Genomic DNA, 15,820 nt, shown 5'->3' with positions numbered 1-15,820 from the left:
ATTAGGGCGCGGCCGCGCGCCAACGGCGACGCACCAGCCATTCGCCGCCCATCAAGGTCGCCATCAGGACGTAGGCAATCAACCCGTTGTAGAGCGCCCAGGTGCGCTCGTCGGCCCAAAGCGCCGTCACCAAGGCCAGGCTGCCATTGCCGATGAAGAACAGGCACCAGACCTGGGTCACCCGGCGTGTGTAGTGCTGGCCACGCGCGTCCAACTCTGGCTCGCGCAGGCGTGCGATGCGCTCCACCACCGGCGGGCCCTTGAAGAGACTGCCGGCGAACACCAGCAACAAGGCGGCATTCATCGCCACGGGGTAGAGCTTGAGCGGCAGCAACTGGTTGGACCAGGCGGTCAAAGCGGCCAACACCAACCCCGCCAGGGCCATGCCCAGGGCGGCCTGGCTGCGTGCTGTCAAGTAGCGCGCCAGGCCCAAAGCCAGCAATAGCAGCGCGAGCGCGCGCGGCTCCGCATGGGCCAGGCCCAGATAGACCAGCAGGGGGTAGCTGGCCATGACGGCCAGCCCCAGCAGCTTGGACACGCCCGCGATCAGGCGGCGGTGGCGAGCGAGCCTTCCGCTGCGGCCTCGGCCAGCAGGCTCTGCAGCGCCCGCGTGACGTCATCCAAGGTGCGCACGGCCTTGAAGGCCTCTGGCTGCAGACGGCGACCCACCAAGGGTTTGAGTTTGACGATCAGGTCCACCGCATCGATGGAGTCAATGTCCAAATCCTCGTACAGCTTGGCGTCGGGGCGGATGCGCTCGGCCTCGATGTCAAAGGTCTCGATCAGGATGGTGCGCAGGCGCGCAAAGATTTCTTGCTCGGTCATGGCGAGGCCTCCTCAGGCCTTGCGCGCCGAAGCCACGAAGCTGGCCAGCGCGCGGATGGAACGGAAATGGCGGCGGGTCTCTTCGGAGTCTGCGGACAGCGTCACACCAAAGCGCTTTTGCAGCGCCATGCCCAACTCCAGGGCATCGATCGAATCCAGACCCAGGCCTTCGACGAACAGCGCAGCCTCCGGATCGATATCCGCAGGCGCCATGTCTTCGAGGTTCAGGGCCTCGATCAGCAAGTTCTTGATCTCCAACTCCAAGGCTTCGTTCATGCCTTGCACTCCCGCGAAAAAAAAGCCGTCAAGTATCCCGTCAGGCGCCGCGCCGCCAGCGGGTATTCGCCGTGCGACTGCTCTAGAAAGTCGGCCACCCGCAGGTCCTCGCCCACCTCCAGGGTCAGCACCATCGGGCGGCCGTGGGTATGCCACCACGGTCTCCCCTTGGTCAAGCCCAGCGGTTCGCAATGGATGCGCACCGGGGTCACATCCACACCAGCGCGCAGCGCCAGCTGGGCAGCGCCACGTTGCAGCTGCAGGGGCTGGCCCGGGCGACTGCGGGTGCCTTCGGGAAAGATGATCAGGTTGCTGCCGGCGCGCAAACCCGCCGCGCAGGCATCCAACAGATCAGGGCCGCCATTGTTCAGGATGTAGTTGCAGGAGCGTACCGGCCAACGTGTGAACGGGTTATCGGCCAGACTGGCTTTGACCACGCAATCGGCGTTTTCCGTGACGGAAATCAAAGCCACGACATCGACCAAGGTCGGGTGACTGGCCAGGATCAGCAGGCCCCTTCGACGCAGCCGCTCGGCGCCAATGATGCGCGTATCGACGATGCCCCCGGCCCGCATGGACCAAACGAAGGCGGCCATCGCCCTTTGAACCAAGGCGCGCGACCATCGCGCGCGGCGCGCCGGATCTTGCACGAGCAGACGCACCAGCGGAAAGGCCAACAGGCCCAGCAACACGCCCCCCAGACCAAAGGCCGCAAACAGCAAGCCAGTGACCGGAATGCGCCAAAGCCTGGACCAGGTCATGAACGGACCCACCGCCAACCGCCCTGACGCAGTTCGGGCGCGTCGCCGAGCAGGAAGCGCAGGGCGCCCAGATCAGCCGGCAAGCCGCAGGCGCCTTGGCCATGATCCTGGCCCTCATCAGCGAGCGCCGCATCGCGGCTTAACCGAACCCCGCCCGCTGGAGCGGCACACAGGCGCAGCGCAAAAGCACGCAAGCCGGCCAGGCTCGACTCGGCATAGGGCTCGGGCAATGGAGCTTCGAAGACCACCAGCAGCACCTCGGGCGCGCCCTCGGCGATCAAGGCCGAGGCCTCCAACCAAGCCGACTCGGCGCTGAATGCACCCGCCGCCACCGCGCTGACGTTGGCACGGATGCCCCGCTGAATTGAGTACAGGGCCCCAATGGCGTTGTGCACGGAATGGCTGAACGCCGTCGGTGACAGCGGTTGCCCCTGCGCCAGGTCCTGCAGCAGGCCCAGCGAGCGCGCCAGTTCGCCCCAGCGCGAAGCAAACACCAGCGGAGTGGCCTGGACTTGCTCGGTGGGCAGTCCTTCCTGCGCCCAATACGCCACCTGCAAGGCGGCGCGCCCCAGAGGTTCGATGCGCCGGCGCACCATGGCCGGCACCTCGGTGAGCGGCGGGCCTTTGTCGGCCTGGGGCGGCGACTCACAGGGCGCAGCCAGCCACTGCAGCCAGTCCGACTGCGATTCCAGCCCGGGCGCCCAGGCGGACCAGCGCGCGATGGTCAGTGCGGTGTCGGCGGGCATGGGCGAAAGGTGCGTGCTTGAGAAAGGAGAAAGCCCGCCAGAGGCGGGCTTGTGGTGGCCGTGGAGGCCACGGGTCTAGCGGGTTCGAAGCCGGCTCAGGCCTTCATACCACGCAACTTGCGCGCCGCAGCGATCTGAGCCGCCAGCGAGGCGAGTTCGGCCTGAGCAGAAGCCAGATCGAGATCGCTCTTGGCATTCTTCAAGGCCTCTTCGGCAGCGGCCTTGGCCTCAGAGGCCTTGGCTTCGTCCAGGTCCTTGCCGCGGATGGCGGTGTCGGCGAGCACGGTCACGCCATGAGGCTGCACTTCCAAAATGCCGCCGGCGACGAACACGAACTCTTCCTGGTCGTTGTCGGCGCGCTGGATGCGCACCGCGCCGGGCTTGATGCGGGTGATCAGCGGCGTGTGCTGGGGCAGGATGCCCAACTCGCCGTTCTCGCCCGGCAGCGCGACGAACTTGGCCTCGCCCGAAAAGATGCTCTCTTCGGCGGAAACCACATCGACGTGAATCGTTGCCATTGAATTTCTTCCTTTAATTCCAAGAGGTGCAAGAAGCAAGCATGCGGGTCTGGGGCTAAGCGCCGCACGGAGCTGGACTGATGTCCAGCGAGTACGGCAACAACGCCCCGGGCCCGCAGGCGCCGCTTATTGCAGCTTCTTGGCCTTCTCGAAGGCTTCGTCGATCGTGCCGACCATGTAGAAGGCCTGCTCGGGCAGGTGGTCGCACTCACCGGCCACGATCATCTTGAAGCCGCGGATGGTTTCCTTCAGCGGCACGTACTTGCCCGGGGCGCCGGTGAACACTTCGGCCACGTGGAAGGGCTGCGACAGGAAACGCTGGATCTTGCGAGCGCGGGCCACGGCCAGCTTGTCTTCCGGCGACAGCTCGTCCATGCCCAAGATCGCGATGATGTCGCGCAGTTCCTTGTAGCGCTGCAGAACGGCCTGCACGTCGCGGGTCGTCTTGTAGTGCTCTTCGCCGACCACGTTTGGGTCGATCTGGCGCGAGGTCGAGTCCAGCGGGTCCACGGCGGGGTAGATACCCAAGGCGGCGATGTCACGCGACAACACGACGGTGGCGTCCAAGTGGGCGAAGGTCGTGGCCGGCGAGGGGTCGGTCAAGTCATCCGCAGGCACGTACACGGCCTGGATCGAGGTGATCGAGCCGACCTTGGTCGAGGTGATGCGCTCTTGCAGACGGCCCATTTCTTCGGCCAGGGTGGGCTGGTAGCCCACGGCGGAAGGCATACGGCCCAGCAGAGCGGACACTTCGGTACCGGCCAGGGTGTAACGGTAGATGTTGTCCACGAAGAACAGCACGTCACGGCCTTCGTCACGGAAGGCTTCGGCCATGGTCAGACCGGTCAGGGCCACGCGCAGACGGTTGCCCGGGGGCTCGTTCATCTGGCCGTAGACCATCGCGACCTTGGACTCGCTCAGGTTCTCCTGCACCACCACGTTGGAGTCCGACATCTCGTGATAGAAGTCGTTGCCCTCACGGGTGCGCTCACCCACGCCGGCGAACACGGACAGACCGCTGTGCGCCTTGGCGATGTTGTTGATGAGCTCCATCATGTTCACGGTCTTGCCCACACCGGCGCCACCGAACAGACCCACCTTGCCGCCCTTGGCGAACGGGCAGATCAAGTCGATCACCTTGATGCCGGTTTCCAGCAGGTCTTGCGACGGGCTCAGCTCGTCGTAGGCCGGGGCAGCGCGGTGGATGGAGGCGGTCAGCTCGTCGGAGACGGGGCCGCGCTCGTCGATGGGGTTGCCCAGCACGTCCATGATGCGACCCAGGGTGGCCTTGCCCACCGGCACCTTGATGGTGTCGCCGGTGTTGTAAACCACCGAGCCACGACGCAGGCCGTCGGACGAACCCAGCGCAATGGTGCGCACCACGCCGTCGCCGAGCTGCTGCTGCACTTCCAGGGTCAGGGCCGAGCCTTCCATCTTGAGGGCGTCGTAGACCTTGGGCATCTGGTCGCGCGGGAACTCCACGTCCACCACGGCGCCGATGCACTGGACGATCTTGCCTTGAGCCTTAGCCACGTTCGTCATATCTGTTTCCTTGTCTTGCCAAATTCAGTTCATCAGCCGCCGATGGCAGCAGCGCCGGACACGATTTCCGACAGTTCCTTGGTGATCGCGGCCTGGCGGGTCTTGTTGTAGACCAGCTTGAGTTCCTTGATCAGGTTGCCGGCGTTGTCGGTGGCCGACTTCATGGCCACCATGCGAGCCGACTGCTCGGATGCCATGTTCTCGGCCACGGCCTGGTAGACCAACGATTCGGTGTAGCGCACCAGTAGTTCGTCGATGACGGTGGGTGCGTCCGGCTCGTACAGATAGTCCCAGGCGTGACTCTGCTTGGCCTTGTCCTTCAGGCTTTCAGCCGACAGCGGCAGCAATTGCTGCAGCACCGGCTCCTGCTTCATCGTGTTGATGAAGCGGGTGAAGCACAGATAGACCGCCGACAACTCGCCCGCAGCGTACTTGTCCAACAGCACCTTGACCGGGCCGATCAGCTTGTCCAGATGCGGGGTGTCGCCGAGCTGGGTCGCATGGGCCACCACGTTGGCGCCGATGCGGTTCATGAAGCCGAAGCCCTTGTTGCCGATCGCCACCACCTGGGCCTTATTGCCCGCGGCGTCGATCTCGCGCAGCTTGGTCGTCACCGCGCGCAACATATTGGTGTTCAAGCCGCCGCACAGGCCCTTGTCGGTCGTCACCAGCACGATGCCAACCGGCTTCTTGGCGTCGTTGGACACCATGAAGGGATGCACGTACTCGGGGTTGGCCATCGACAGATGCCCGGCGATCGCCGCCACCTTGTCACTGTAGGGACGGGCGGTACGCATGCGGTCCTGCGCCTTGCGCATCTTGGCCGCCGCGACCATCTCCATGGCCTTGGTGATCTTCTTGGTGTTCTCGACCGACTTGATCTTGGTGCGGATTTCCTTGCCTGCCGCCATGTCTTCTCCTGTTTGGAGGGCGGTGCCGCCGAGGCACCGCCGTCACGTCGTCAGATCAAGCGAAGGACTTCTTGAACGAAGCGATCGCGCCGTTCAGTTCCGCTTCCGCATCCTTGTCCATGGCCTTGTCCGAATCCAGCTTGGCCAGCAGCTTGGCGTGGCTGGTCTTCAGGAACTGGTGCAGGCCATGCTCGAAAGGCAGCACCTTCTTGACGTCCAGGTCATCCAGGAAGCCCTTGTTGGCGGCATAGATCGACGCGGCCATCAGGCTGATGGGCAGCGGCTGGTACTGCGCCTGCTTCAGCAGCTCGGTCACGCGGGCACCGCGGTCCAGCTGCTTGCGGGTGGCGGCGTCCAGATCGGAAGCGAACTGTGCGAAGGCAGCCAGTTCACGGTACTGCGCCAAGTCGGTACGGATACCGCCGGACAGGCCCTTGATCAGCTTGGTCTGGGCCGCACCACCCACGCGGGACACCGAGATACCGGCGTTAATGGCCGGACGGATACCCGAGTTGAACAGGTTGGTTTCCAGGAAGATCTGGCCGTCAGTGATCGAGATCACGTTGGTCGGCACGAAGGCGGACACGTCACCGGCTTGGGTCTCGATGATCGGCAGGGCCGTCAGCGAACCGGTCTTGCCCTTGACTTCACCCTTGGTGAAGGCCTCGACGTAGTCGGCGTTCACACGAGCGGCGCGCTCCAACAGACGGCTGTGGAGATAGAACACGTCGCCAGGGAAGGCTTCGCGACCCGGCGGGCGGCGCAGCAACAGCGACACCTGACGGTAGGCCACGGCCTGCTTGGACAGGTCGTCATAGATGATCAGCGAGTCTTGGCCGCGGTCGCGGAAGTACTCACCCATCGTGCAGCCGGAGTAGGCCGACACATACTGCATCGCGGCCGATTCGGCGGCCGAGGCGGCCACGACGATGGTGTATTCCATCGCGCCGTTGGCTTCCAGAGCACGCACCACGTTCTTGATCGACGACGCCTTCTGACCGATGGCGACGTAGACGCAGACCATGTTCTGGCCCTTCTGGTTGATGATCGTGTCGATGGCGACAGCGGTCTTACCCGTCTGACGGTCACCGATGATCAGCTCGCGCTGGCCACGGCCGATCGGCACCATGGTGTCAATACACTTCAGGCCGGTCTGCACGGGTTGGTCCACCGACTTGCGCGCGATCACGCCCGGAGCGACCTTCTCGATCACGTCGGTCATCTTGGCGTTGATCGGGCCCTTGCCGTCGATCGGCTGGCCCAGGGCGTTCACCACGCGGCCCACCAGCTCGGGGCCCACCGGCACTTCCAGAATGCGACCGGTGCACTTGACGGTCTGGCCTTCGGAGATGTGCTCGTAAGCACCCAGCACCACGGCGCCGACGGAGTCGCGCTCGAGGTTCAGGGCCAGGCCGTAGCTGGGCTGACCGCTGGCATCAGCGGCGAATTCCAGCATCTCACCCTGCATCACGTCCGACAGGCCGTGGATACGGACGATGCCGTCGGACACCGACACGACGGTGCCCTGATTGCGGATGTCCGCGCTCGGGGCCAGGCCCTCGATACGGCTCTTGATCAGTTCAGAAATTTCTGCAGGGTTCAGTTGCATCTTGGTCTCCCGCCCGAGGCTTGCACCCCGGGCGTTGGAATTTTTAGGCGGTCAGCGTGGTCTTCATGCGCTCGAGGCGGGCGCGCACCGAGGTGTCCAGCACCTCATCACCGACGGTGACGCGCACGCCACCGATCAGCTCGGGCTGCAGCGTCACTTCGGCCTTGAGCTTGCGGCCGAAGCGCTTCTCCAGCACGGCGATCAGGTCGGTCAGCTGCGCGGCGTCCAGCGCGAAGGCGGACTCCACACGGGCCTCGGCCACGCCTTGTGCCTGGCTGGCCAGCGCATGGAATTGCTGAGCCACGGCGGGCAATGCATCCAGGCGTCCGTTGTCGATGGCGGCGCGCAGGAAATTGCGCATGCCGTCGGCCAAAGGCAGCTTGGCGGCTTCGACGATCACGTCGAAGACCTGCGAGGCGCTGGTCTTCGGGTGATCGGCGAATTGGCGCAGGCCTTCGTCACCCGCCACCAGGGCCAGGGCGTCGATCTGCTCGCGCCAAGCGTTCAAGTCGTGCTTCTGCGCGACTTGAAACAGCGCCTCCGCATAGGGGCGGGCGATGGTGGCGAGTTCGGCCATGCTCAGAGCTCCGTCTTCAGGCGGCCCAACAGCTCGGCGTGGACGCCGGCGTTGACTTCGCGCTGCAGAATTTGCTCGGCACCTTTGACGGCCAGCACCGCGACCTGGTCGCGCAGGGCCTCTCGGGCACGCACGACCTGCTGGTCGGCGTCCGCCTTGGCTTGCGCGAGGATCTTGGCGCCTTCCTCTTCGGCACGGCGCTTGGCTTCTTCGACGATGGCAGCGGCACGCTTCTCGGCGTCGCCGATCAGCTTGGTCGTCTCGACCCGGGCTTGCGCCATTTGGTCGCCAGCGGCCTTGTTGGCGTTGGCCAACTCGGCACGGGCCTTGTCGGCAGCCGCCAGTCCGTCAGCGATCTTGGCCGCCCGCTCGTCCAAGGCCTTGGTGATCGGCGGCCAAATGAAGCGCGCCGTAAACCAGGCCAGAACCAGGAACGGAATCCACTGAATGAACAGGGTTGCGTTGATGTTCACGGCTTAATTCCTTTCAAGCGTGAAAGGGAGCAGTGATTACTTCAGGACGAAGGGGTTCGCGAAGGCAAACAGCAGGGCGATAGCCACACCGATCAGGAAGGCGGCGTCGATCAGACCAGCCAAGATGAACATCTTGGTCTGCAGTTGGTTCATCAGCTCGGGCTGGCGAGCCGAAGACTCCAGGAACTTGCCACCCATCAGAGCGATACCGATCGAAGCGCCGATAGCGCCCAGACCAACGATGATGCCGCAAGCCAGAGCAACGAGGCCGAGGATGTTTTCCATTTGAGAGCTCCTAGAGGGGTAAGGGAAAGAGAGAACGAAGGAAAGAGACGCTTAGTGGGCGTCGTGAGCCTGGCCGATATAGATCAGCGTCAGCATCATGAAGATGAAGGCTTGCAGAACGATCACGAGGATGTGGAACAAAGTCCAGATCGTGCCAGCCACCACATGACCCAATGCCAGGCTGATGCCGGTGGCATTGAGCGCCCACGCGCCGCCCATCAGGGCGATCAGCATGAACACCAGTTCGCCGGCAAACATGTTGCCGAACAGTCGCATGCCATGAGAGACCGTCTTGGCGACGAACTCGATCATCTGCATGAGGAAGTTGAAGGGCCACAGCAGGAAGTGGTTGCCGAACGGCGCCGAGATCAGCTCATGACCCCAGCCGCCCAGGCCCTTGATCTTGATGTTGTAGTAGATGCACAGCAGCAGCACCATGGTCGACATGCCGAGCGTGGTGCTCAGGTCGGCCGAAGGCACAACGCGCAGGTAGTCCTTGAAGCCCAGGGCCGGACCGGCGCTGTGCCAGATCAGCGGCAGGAAGTCGACCGGCAACATGTCCATGAAGTTCATGGCAAAGATCCAGACGAACACGGTCAGGGCGACCGGGCCGACGAAACGACGGCTGCCTTCGTTGTGGATCACGCCCTTGGCCTGACCATCCACCAGCTCGACCAGCATCTCGACGAAGGCCTGAGCGCGACCGGGCACCCCCGAGCTGGCCTTGCGCGCACCGCGCCACAGCAGGAACAGCACCAGCATGCCCAGCGTGACGGAGAAGAACAGCGAGTCAAAGTTAAACAGGCTGAAGTCGACGATGTCGGTCTGCTTCACGCTGTTGAAGGAAAAGTCCTTCTGGAGGTGTTGCAGGTGGTGCTGGATGTACTCACCGGCGCTGGGCGCGTGCTGTTCGCTGCTCATCGTCGCTCGCTCTTATTCGTTAGTCTTCACACGTAGGGCCCAAAGACCCCACAGATGCACCTTCAAACAGCCGATCAGACCCACCAGCAGAGCTGGCCAACTCAGATCAGGCTGCAACTTCACCGCCGCCACCAGGATGGCCACGGTCAACACAATCTTCACCAGCTCCCAGACCATGAAGGCCAGAAGCGCTGCGGCTGCTTGCGCACTGCGCCGGCGCATACCCCAGGCCATTGCAGCCGAAGGCAACACCACCGCAGCAGCACCCCAGAGGGCAGAAGCCGCCTGGGTCTGACCTCGCGAGCCCCACAGCGCCCACAAGACCACCAGCACCGCACCCACCAGTGCCTGCAACCCCACCACACGCCAGGGCGAGAGCGAAGGCTGCTCACGCTCCAGCACCTGAACCTGTTCCCGGGTCCAAGGGGCTGCGGGTTGCGACTCGGCCGCGTCGGCATCCCAGGGATCGGCAGCAGGTGATGAAGATTCCGACATGCAGACCCTTGAGAAATGACACGACCGGCTCACACCGGTCGGCAAAACCCTGGGAGTATAGGTGGAAACCTGTGGTTTCTGTCCATGACTTTTGATCGAACGCAGCTTGCGACCGACGCTGCCGTGGCAGGAATGCGGCCCAAGCGAGGACTTATTTAGGGCTGCCTTAGAGCGCGCAGGCCGTAGCCGGTAAGCCCGGTACGTCAACCCGCAGGCTCAAGACCGCACCGGCCAGCGGCTGGCGCGCCAACTCCTCCGCTGGACGCCCCTGGCGGGCGGTGGTCAGGTAGAGCGTTCTCAAATCCGGCCCGCCCAGGCAGGGCATGGTGGGGCAGCGCACCGGTAGCGCGCACTCTCGCAACAACTCCCCCCGGGGCGAGAAGCGCAACAGCCGCTGCCCCTCGTACATCGCCACCCAGTAGCAGCCCTCCGCATCGACTGCCGCCCCATCGGGGCGCCCGCCGTAGTGCTCCAGCGACTGCCCCGGTGCTCGCGGCGCAAATTTCAACCAGGTCTGCCGGTCGCCCACTTGAGCTCGCCCGGCATCAAAAGGCAGCCGATAGACCGCGTGCGCCTTGGTGTCAGCCCAATACATCCATCGCCCGTCGGGGCTCCAGGCCAGACCATTGGAGGTCGTGATGCCATCCGCCACGCGCTGTGGGCCCGGGGCATCGAGCCGGTAGAGCGCCGCCTGCGGCTCGCGGGCATCGTCAATGCTGCCGACCCACAGCCGACCTGCGACATCCACCCGGCCATCGTTGTAGCGCTGCCGGGCCGGGTCAAACGGCGGAGGCTGGCAGAGGGTGCTGTGACCGCTGGCAGGATCAAAAGCAAAGAGCCCATCCCGACACGCCACCCACAAGCCACCGGCCGCGCGTAGCGCAATGCACCCCGGCTCCGAGGGCAACGCCCACACCGCAGGAGACTCCCGCCCGAAGGACCAGCGCAGCAGTTCGCGCCGAGCAATGTCGACGGCGTATAGGGCTTGCTCTTGCGCATGCCACAGCGGCGACTCGCCCAGCTCGCATCGGTGCGTGCCCAGTGCTTGAAATTCCATCCGGGCACTGTAGGGCGGTAATCCGCCGTAACCCAAAGCCGGCAGGCGCCTAGAAGCTGGTGCGCGGCGCCAGCAGGTCCACCTTCAGGTAGTGGGCACCTGGGATGGGGTTGTAGTAGTAGGGCGGCACCTCTTCGAAACCCAGGGTTTCATACAGGCCGCGCGCGGCCTCCATGTCGTCCAGGGTGTCGAGCAGCATGGTGGAGTAGCCCGCCTCTTGGGCTCGCTCGATCAAGGCCTGCGCCAGCAGTCGGCCCAGCCCGAAACGCCGAAATGCCGGCCGCACGAACAGCCGCTTCATCTCGCATGCGTTGGGGTAGTCCACATCTGCCAGGGCACGAAAGCCCACACAACCGGCCAGGGCGCCGTCCAGCCAGGCCAGCAGGAAGAAGCCCTGAGGCGGGCCGTAGTGATTCGGCAACTCGACCAGCTCGGCCTCGAAGCCCTGGAAACAAAGGTCCACGCCCAATTGCTCGGCGTACTCGCGCAAGATCTGACGGGCTTCGCTCCACTGTGCGGTGTCAGCCGGCGGGAGCAGTTGTATCTCGGGGGCGTTCATGATGAGCGCCGCAGTGTAGTCAGGCCTTCAGGCTGCGCCCGACTCGGCAAAGCCAAGCACGTCGAGCCGGCCTGCATGCCGGCTCCCTTCGGCAGGCGGGAGGCCGCCCATTGGTGCGCCCTCCTGTCCGGCCTCAGCCCTGCGGGTCTTGGCCGATTTCTTTTGGCTACGGCCTGGCCGCTTTGCGGCCTTCACGTCGCTGCGCGACATGAGCCTACGCCGGAGAAAGTCCGCTCCCGGCTGCGCCGACCTGGGCAAAGCCCAGGACGACCCTGCGGGTCTTCGCGGACTTTTTCTCAATCTTTGTGACGACAAGGGCGCCGATCTCGGCGGTGTTGTTCACATGCGTACCGCCGCAGGGCTGGAGATCCACCCCTTCGACCTCGATCACCCGCACACGCCCCAATCCACGCGGCGGCTGCACGCTCATGCTGCGCACCAGGCCGGGGTTGGCATCCAGCTCATCCTCGCTGATCCAGCGCTGACGCACCGGGCGGGCTTCCGCCACCAGTCGCCGCAACCCCGACTCGATCGCCGCCTTGTCGAAGGCCTCGTCGGTGTGAAAGTCCAGGCGCGCAGTGGTCTCGGTGATGGAGCAGCCATCCACCGGATAGGGCAGCAGCGCACACAGCAGATGGGTGGCGGTATGAAAGCGCCGATGCGCTTCCCGCCGCGGCGCGTCGATGGCCACCGTCACTCGCGTCTCCGGCGTCGGCCCCTCGCCCTCGATGAGGTGCAGGATGGCCCCCGGATGCAGCTTGCTCTTGCGCGTGTCGGAAAAGCGCCAGCTCAACGATCCGGCGCGAATCTCGCCGGCATCCCCGGCCTGGCCGCCGCCCAGTGGATAAGCCACGGTGCGATCCAGGATCAAGCCACCGCCCTCCTCCTGCGCCAGCACCACAGCCTCACAGTGAAGCAGCGTGGAATCCTCGCGAAACAGCTCTTCGGTGGCGGGCAGATTCATGGCATGGCCGCTCCGACGGCCTGACGCAAGGGGATGCCCTGCGGATCAAAGTGTTCCAGGCAGGCCACGTTGACCCCGAAGAAATCGGGCGTGACGCGCTTGCGGTGGAAGGGATAAATGCCGCAGACCTTGCAGAAGAAGTGGCGCGCGGTGTGGGTGTGGAATTGGTACTCTGTCAGCAGCTCGGCGCCTGCCAGCAGCTCAAAGGCCGACTCGTGCACCTTGACAATGGTGGCACTGCGGCGCTTGCACATCGAGCAATCGCACTGCGTCAGCTCCGGAAAGTCGCTGGTGATGGCGAAGCGCACCCCGCCACAGTGGCAGCTCCCTGTATAGCGGACGGAAGACCGACTCATAGCGTCAGCAGGCCTTCCACCACCGGCAGCACTTGGCCGCCGATCCAGATCGCGTCGCCCTCGCGATCCACACTGACGCGGCCGGCACGCCCCAAAGCCGCACCCTGCGCGGCGACATAGTGATCGGGCGCCAAGCCCGCCGGGATCAACCACCGTGCCAGGCTGGCCTGCAGGCCGCCTGTCACCGGATCCTCCGGGATGCCCAGGGCCGGCACAAAGGCGCGCACCTCAAAGTCCGCATCAGCTCCCTTCGCATGCGGGGCAATCACGCCCAGCTTGAGTCCACGCATGCGCTGAAAGTCCGGACGCAGCGCCAACACCTGCTCCGCCGTGTCCAGGCGCGCGGCCATCCAGCCCTGGCCGTTGTCCACCCATTGCAGATCCAGCACCGACTGCAGGCCCAGGCTGTCCAGCGCCTGCTGGCGCTCACTCCCGGTGACGGCGCCCTGGCGCTTCAGCGGCGGGGCATCAAAGGCGAATCGCCCCGGCCCCTGCAGCTTGACCCGCACCAGGCCGACGCCGCACTGCTGGACCAGGCAGCCCGCCTGACGTGGCTGCGCGCCACTGGCCAGATAGGCATAGGCCGTTCCCAAAGTGGGGTGCCCCGCAAAGGGCAGTTCGCCACCCGGCGTGAAGATGCGCACCCAGTAATCGGCGCGCGCATCGGTGGGCGGCAGGATGAAGCTGGTCTCGCTGAAATTGGTCCAGCGCGCCAGGTCTTGCATCTGGGCGTCGCTCAGGCCCTGGGCATCGACCACCACCGCCAGCGGGTTGCCTCGCAAGGCCTCGCTGGCGAAGACATCGACCTCGAAGAATCGGCGCTTCACGCGAGGTCCTGGTAGAGGTTGGGGCGCACGATCTCCATGCCGCGCTCCGGCGTCTTCAGCGCGGTGAAGCCGTGGCGGGCATAGAGCCCATGCATGTCGGCGGTGAACAGGACCTGGCGGCGCAGGCCCTGCAAATCCGGATGTTTGAGCCCCTCGCCCACCATCCAGTCACCCAGGCCCAGCCCGCGGTGATCCTCATGCAAGAACACATCGCAGAGGTAGGCAAACGTGGCGCGGTCGGTGACCCAGCGGGCGATCCCCACCTGACGGCGAGGCGCCTCTTCGCACCACAAACTGAATGCCAGGGAGTGCGCCATCGCCTTGGCCACGGTGTCACGCGGAATGCCCCGGCACCAGTAGGCACGGCTGAGCATGGCGTGCACCGCGTCAACATCGAGCGCGGCGGGGTCGCTGCTCAAGGAATAGCGACGACCGCCGCGCTCAAGGCCAACGCTCATGGGAGATGCGCAGTCGACTGCACGCGAGGTCGCCCGAACGGCTTGGCATGTGGCCAGGTTGCTACTCGCCACCCATCAGCGCCCTTGTGCAGCACATAGTCTTCCTGCTCATCAGCAGGATGCACATCGGCGCCCTCCAATTCAAAGCGCACCTTGGCCCGACATTCGCGGCCACGTGAACACTGAATTCGGCCGATCTGGGCCTTGCGCACCAGCGTCACAGAGTCCCAACCGGGCTCCTCATAGTCGCTGCCCGCTTCCACATGGTTCGCGATCAAGCGACGCCAACCGTCACTGTCCAAGCGCGCGCCTGCCAGTTCGGCTTGCAGAAAAGCCTGCAAGGCCGCGCGCGGAGTGGCTGATCCCGCTTGGGCAACCACCCCACACAAGGTCAACGCCAGCAACGCACTGAACTTGAAGCCCAGCGTCATATCAAGGCGTCGGAATGACGTGGGTGCTATTCAGGGCGTTGTGCAGCACCTGACCCAGGATGGCCACGCCCTTCTCGATCTGCTCCGGCGTCAGAGTGACAAAGCTCAGGCGCAGCGCGCGCGGGTCCGGGTTGTTGGCATAGAAGGCCGCGCCGGGCACGAAGGCGATGCCTGCGTCCACCGCCAAAGGCAGCAGTTCGATGGCGTTCAGGCCCTCGGGCAGGCGGATCCAGAAGAACATGCCGCCCTTCGGAACCTCGTACTCGCAGCCGGCCGGCAGGTGTGCCTTGATGGCCTTGGCCATGGCATCGCGATTGGCCTTGTAGCGCGCGCGAATGCTGGGGATATGGCGGTCCAGGAAGCCGTCCTTGATGACCTCGTAGACCACGCGCTGGTTGAAGCCCGGGGTGTGCAGGTCGGCGGCCTGCTTGGCCTGCAGCAGCTTGGGGTAGAGGCTCTTGGGCGCGATGGCATAGCCCAGGCGGAAGCCCGGCGTCAGGATCTTGGAGAAGCTGCCCAGATAGATCGAGCCCTCGGCCCAACGGCTGGAGAGCGAAGCGCCCGGATGCTCGTCAAACCACAGATCGCCATAGGGGTTGTCTTCCACCACGGGCACGCCGGCCGACTGCGCCGCAGCCATCAGCGCATCGCGGCGCGCGGCCGGCATCACACGGCCGGTGGGGTTTTGGAAGTTGGGCAGCAGGTACGCAAAGCGGGTGCCCGGCGCCACCTTGGGGCATTCGGCCAGCGCCTCCGGCAGCGGGCCCTGGTGATCGCTGGCCAGGCTGTGGAACAGCGGCTCATAGGGCGTGAAGGCCTGCAGCGCGCCCAGATAGGTCGGGGTCTCGACGGCCACGGGAGCGCCCTGGTCGCACAGGATCTTGCCCACCAAGTCCAGGCCCTGCTGGGAGCCGCTGGTCACCAGCACCTGGTCCGGCGTGACATTCATGCCCAACTCGGCATTCACGCGCGCGGCCGCCCATTCACGCAGGGGCGCGAATCCCTCGCTGGCGGCGTACTGCAGGGCCTCGCGCGGGTTGTCGGTCAGCACCTTGTCGCAGGCGGCCTTGAGTTCTTCGATGGGGAAGGTGTCGCTGCTGGGCAGACCACCCGCCATCGACAGGATGCCGGGCTTCTCGGTGACCTTGAGGATCTCGCGAATGATCGAGGGGTTCATGCGCGCAGCACGGTGCGCCAGGTTCCAGGGGCTGTTCATGATGGGAGGCGGT

The 15,820-nt window shown here is 65.0% G+C and carries 22 protein-coding genes; all 22 read right to left on the bottom strand.

Annotated elements, in window-relative coordinates; translation table 11 throughout:
* Nucleotide 1: 1 nt before the first annotated feature.
* The 22 genes from FF090_RS02745 to FF090_RS02640 all read right to left on the bottom strand — a co-directional run bounded on the left by FF090_RS02745 (nucleotide 2) and on the right by FF090_RS02640 (nucleotide 15,807).
* Entirely contained in the window at nucleotides 2-538 is a 537-nt protein-coding gene (locus FF090_RS02745; protein ID WP_310732985.1) for a COG4648 family protein, read from the bottom strand.
* Between the two features lie 8 nt (nucleotides 539-546).
* Entirely contained in the window at nucleotides 547-825 is a 279-nt protein-coding gene (locus FF090_RS02740) for an acyl carrier protein (RefSeq protein ID WP_138855276.1), read from the bottom strand.
* A gap of 12 nt (nucleotides 826-837) precedes the next feature.
* Nucleotides 838-1,101, bottom strand: a complete 264-nt coding sequence (locus tag FF090_RS02735) for a phosphopantetheine-binding protein (RefSeq protein ID WP_138855275.1) — start codon at nucleotides 1,099-1,101, stop codon at nucleotides 838-840.
* On the bottom strand, nucleotides 1,098-1,862 hold the full coding sequence (locus FF090_RS02730) for a lysophospholipid acyltransferase family protein (protein WP_138855274.1): 765 nt from the start codon (nucleotides 1,860-1,862) through the stop codon (nucleotides 1,098-1,100). The genes FF090_RS02735 and FF090_RS02730 overlap by 4 nt, the downstream gene beginning before the upstream one ends.
* Nucleotides 1,859-2,608, bottom strand: coding sequence for a beta-ketoacyl synthase chain length factor (locus FF090_RS02725; RefSeq protein WP_138855273.1), 750 nt, complete (start codon nucleotides 2,606-2,608; stop codon nucleotides 1,859-1,861). The genes FF090_RS02730 and FF090_RS02725 overlap by 4 nt, the downstream gene beginning before the upstream one ends.
* 95 nt (nucleotides 2,609-2,703) lie before the next feature.
* Complete coding sequence (locus FF090_RS02720; protein ID WP_138855272.1) at nucleotides 2,704-3,126, bottom strand: F0F1 ATP synthase subunit epsilon; 423 nt, start codon at nucleotides 3,124-3,126, stop codon at nucleotides 2,704-2,706.
* 126 nt (nucleotides 3,127-3,252) lie between these two features.
* Entirely contained in the window at nucleotides 3,253-4,668 is a 1,416-nt protein-coding gene (atpD, locus tag FF090_RS02715; RefSeq protein ID WP_175423488.1) for a F0F1 ATP synthase subunit beta, read from the bottom strand.
* 32 nt (nucleotides 4,669-4,700) lie between these two features.
* Entirely contained in the window at nucleotides 4,701-5,579 is an 879-nt protein-coding gene (gene atpG, locus FF090_RS02710) for a F0F1 ATP synthase subunit gamma (protein WP_138855271.1), read from the bottom strand.
* A gap of 55 nt (nucleotides 5,580-5,634) precedes the next feature.
* Nucleotides 5,635-7,188, bottom strand: coding sequence for a F0F1 ATP synthase subunit alpha (atpA, locus tag FF090_RS02705; protein WP_138855270.1), 1,554 nt, complete (start codon nucleotides 7,186-7,188; stop codon nucleotides 5,635-5,637).
* A gap of 43 nt (nucleotides 7,189-7,231) precedes the next feature.
* On the bottom strand, nucleotides 7,232-7,765 hold the full coding sequence (locus FF090_RS02700) for a F0F1 ATP synthase subunit delta (RefSeq protein ID WP_138855269.1): 534 nt from the start codon (nucleotides 7,763-7,765) through the stop codon (nucleotides 7,232-7,234).
* A gap of 2 nt (nucleotides 7,766-7,767) precedes the next feature.
* Nucleotides 7,768-8,238 (bottom strand): F0F1 ATP synthase subunit B, encoded by a 471-nt coding sequence (locus FF090_RS02695; RefSeq protein ID WP_138855268.1) that lies wholly within the window; start codon nucleotides 8,236-8,238, stop codon nucleotides 7,768-7,770.
* 36 nt (nucleotides 8,239-8,274) lie between these two features.
* Nucleotides 8,275-8,523 (bottom strand): F0F1 ATP synthase subunit C, encoded by a 249-nt coding sequence (atpE, locus tag FF090_RS02690; RefSeq protein WP_138855267.1) that lies wholly within the window; start codon nucleotides 8,521-8,523, stop codon nucleotides 8,275-8,277.
* A 51-nt stretch (nucleotides 8,524-8,574) separates the two neighbouring features.
* Complete coding sequence (atpB, locus tag FF090_RS02685; RefSeq protein ID WP_138855266.1) at nucleotides 8,575-9,444, bottom strand: F0F1 ATP synthase subunit A; 870 nt, start codon at nucleotides 9,442-9,444, stop codon at nucleotides 8,575-8,577.
* A gap of 12 nt (nucleotides 9,445-9,456) precedes the next feature.
* Complete coding sequence (locus FF090_RS02680; protein ID WP_138855265.1) at nucleotides 9,457-9,939, bottom strand: ATP synthase subunit I; 483 nt, start codon at nucleotides 9,937-9,939, stop codon at nucleotides 9,457-9,459.
* A 166-nt stretch (nucleotides 9,940-10,105) separates the two neighbouring features.
* Nucleotides 10,106-10,996, bottom strand: a complete 891-nt coding sequence (locus FF090_RS02675; protein ID WP_138855264.1) for an SMP-30/gluconolactonase/LRE family protein — start codon at nucleotides 10,994-10,996, stop codon at nucleotides 10,106-10,108.
* A gap of 49 nt (nucleotides 10,997-11,045) precedes the next feature.
* Nucleotides 11,046-11,555, bottom strand: a complete 510-nt coding sequence (locus FF090_RS02670) for a GNAT family N-acetyltransferase (RefSeq protein ID WP_138855263.1) — start codon at nucleotides 11,553-11,555, stop codon at nucleotides 11,046-11,048.
* Nucleotides 11,556-11,769: 214 nt separating this feature from the next.
* Nucleotides 11,770-12,519 (bottom strand): alanyl-tRNA editing protein, encoded by a 750-nt coding sequence (locus tag FF090_RS02665; RefSeq protein ID WP_138855262.1) that lies wholly within the window; start codon nucleotides 12,517-12,519, stop codon nucleotides 11,770-11,772.
* Nucleotides 12,516-12,875 (bottom strand): GFA family protein, encoded by a 360-nt coding sequence (locus FF090_RS02660; protein ID WP_138855261.1) that lies wholly within the window; start codon nucleotides 12,873-12,875, stop codon nucleotides 12,516-12,518. The genes FF090_RS02665 and FF090_RS02660 overlap by 4 nt, the downstream gene beginning before the upstream one ends.
* Nucleotides 12,872-13,702 (bottom strand): PhzF family protein, encoded by an 831-nt coding sequence (locus tag FF090_RS02655; protein WP_138855260.1) that lies wholly within the window; start codon nucleotides 13,700-13,702, stop codon nucleotides 12,872-12,874. Before FF090_RS02655 ends, FF090_RS02660 begins: the two co-directional genes overlap by 4 nt.
* Nucleotides 13,699-14,160, bottom strand: coding sequence for a GNAT family N-acetyltransferase (locus tag FF090_RS02650; RefSeq protein ID WP_138855259.1), 462 nt, complete (start codon nucleotides 14,158-14,160; stop codon nucleotides 13,699-13,701). The genes FF090_RS02655 and FF090_RS02650 overlap by 4 nt, the downstream gene beginning before the upstream one ends.
* Nucleotides 14,157-14,591, bottom strand: coding sequence for a hypothetical protein (locus FF090_RS02645; RefSeq protein WP_138855258.1), 435 nt, complete (start codon nucleotides 14,589-14,591; stop codon nucleotides 14,157-14,159). Before FF090_RS02645 ends, FF090_RS02650 begins: the two co-directional genes overlap by 4 nt.
* A 1-nt stretch (nucleotide 14,592) precedes the next feature.
* Nucleotides 14,593-15,807, bottom strand: coding sequence for an aminotransferase-like domain-containing protein (locus FF090_RS02640; RefSeq protein WP_175423487.1), 1,215 nt, complete (start codon nucleotides 15,805-15,807; stop codon nucleotides 14,593-14,595).
* Nucleotides 15,808-15,820 lie beyond the last annotated feature (13 nt).

The sequence above is a fragment of the Inhella inkyongensis genome (genome assembly GCF_005952805.1).
GTDB lineage: Bacteria > Pseudomonadota > Gammaproteobacteria > Burkholderiales > Burkholderiaceae_C > Inhella > Inhella inkyongensis.
The sequence above is the reverse complement of the archived record's forward strand: the minus strand, read 5'-3'. Positions and strand labels throughout refer to the sequence as shown.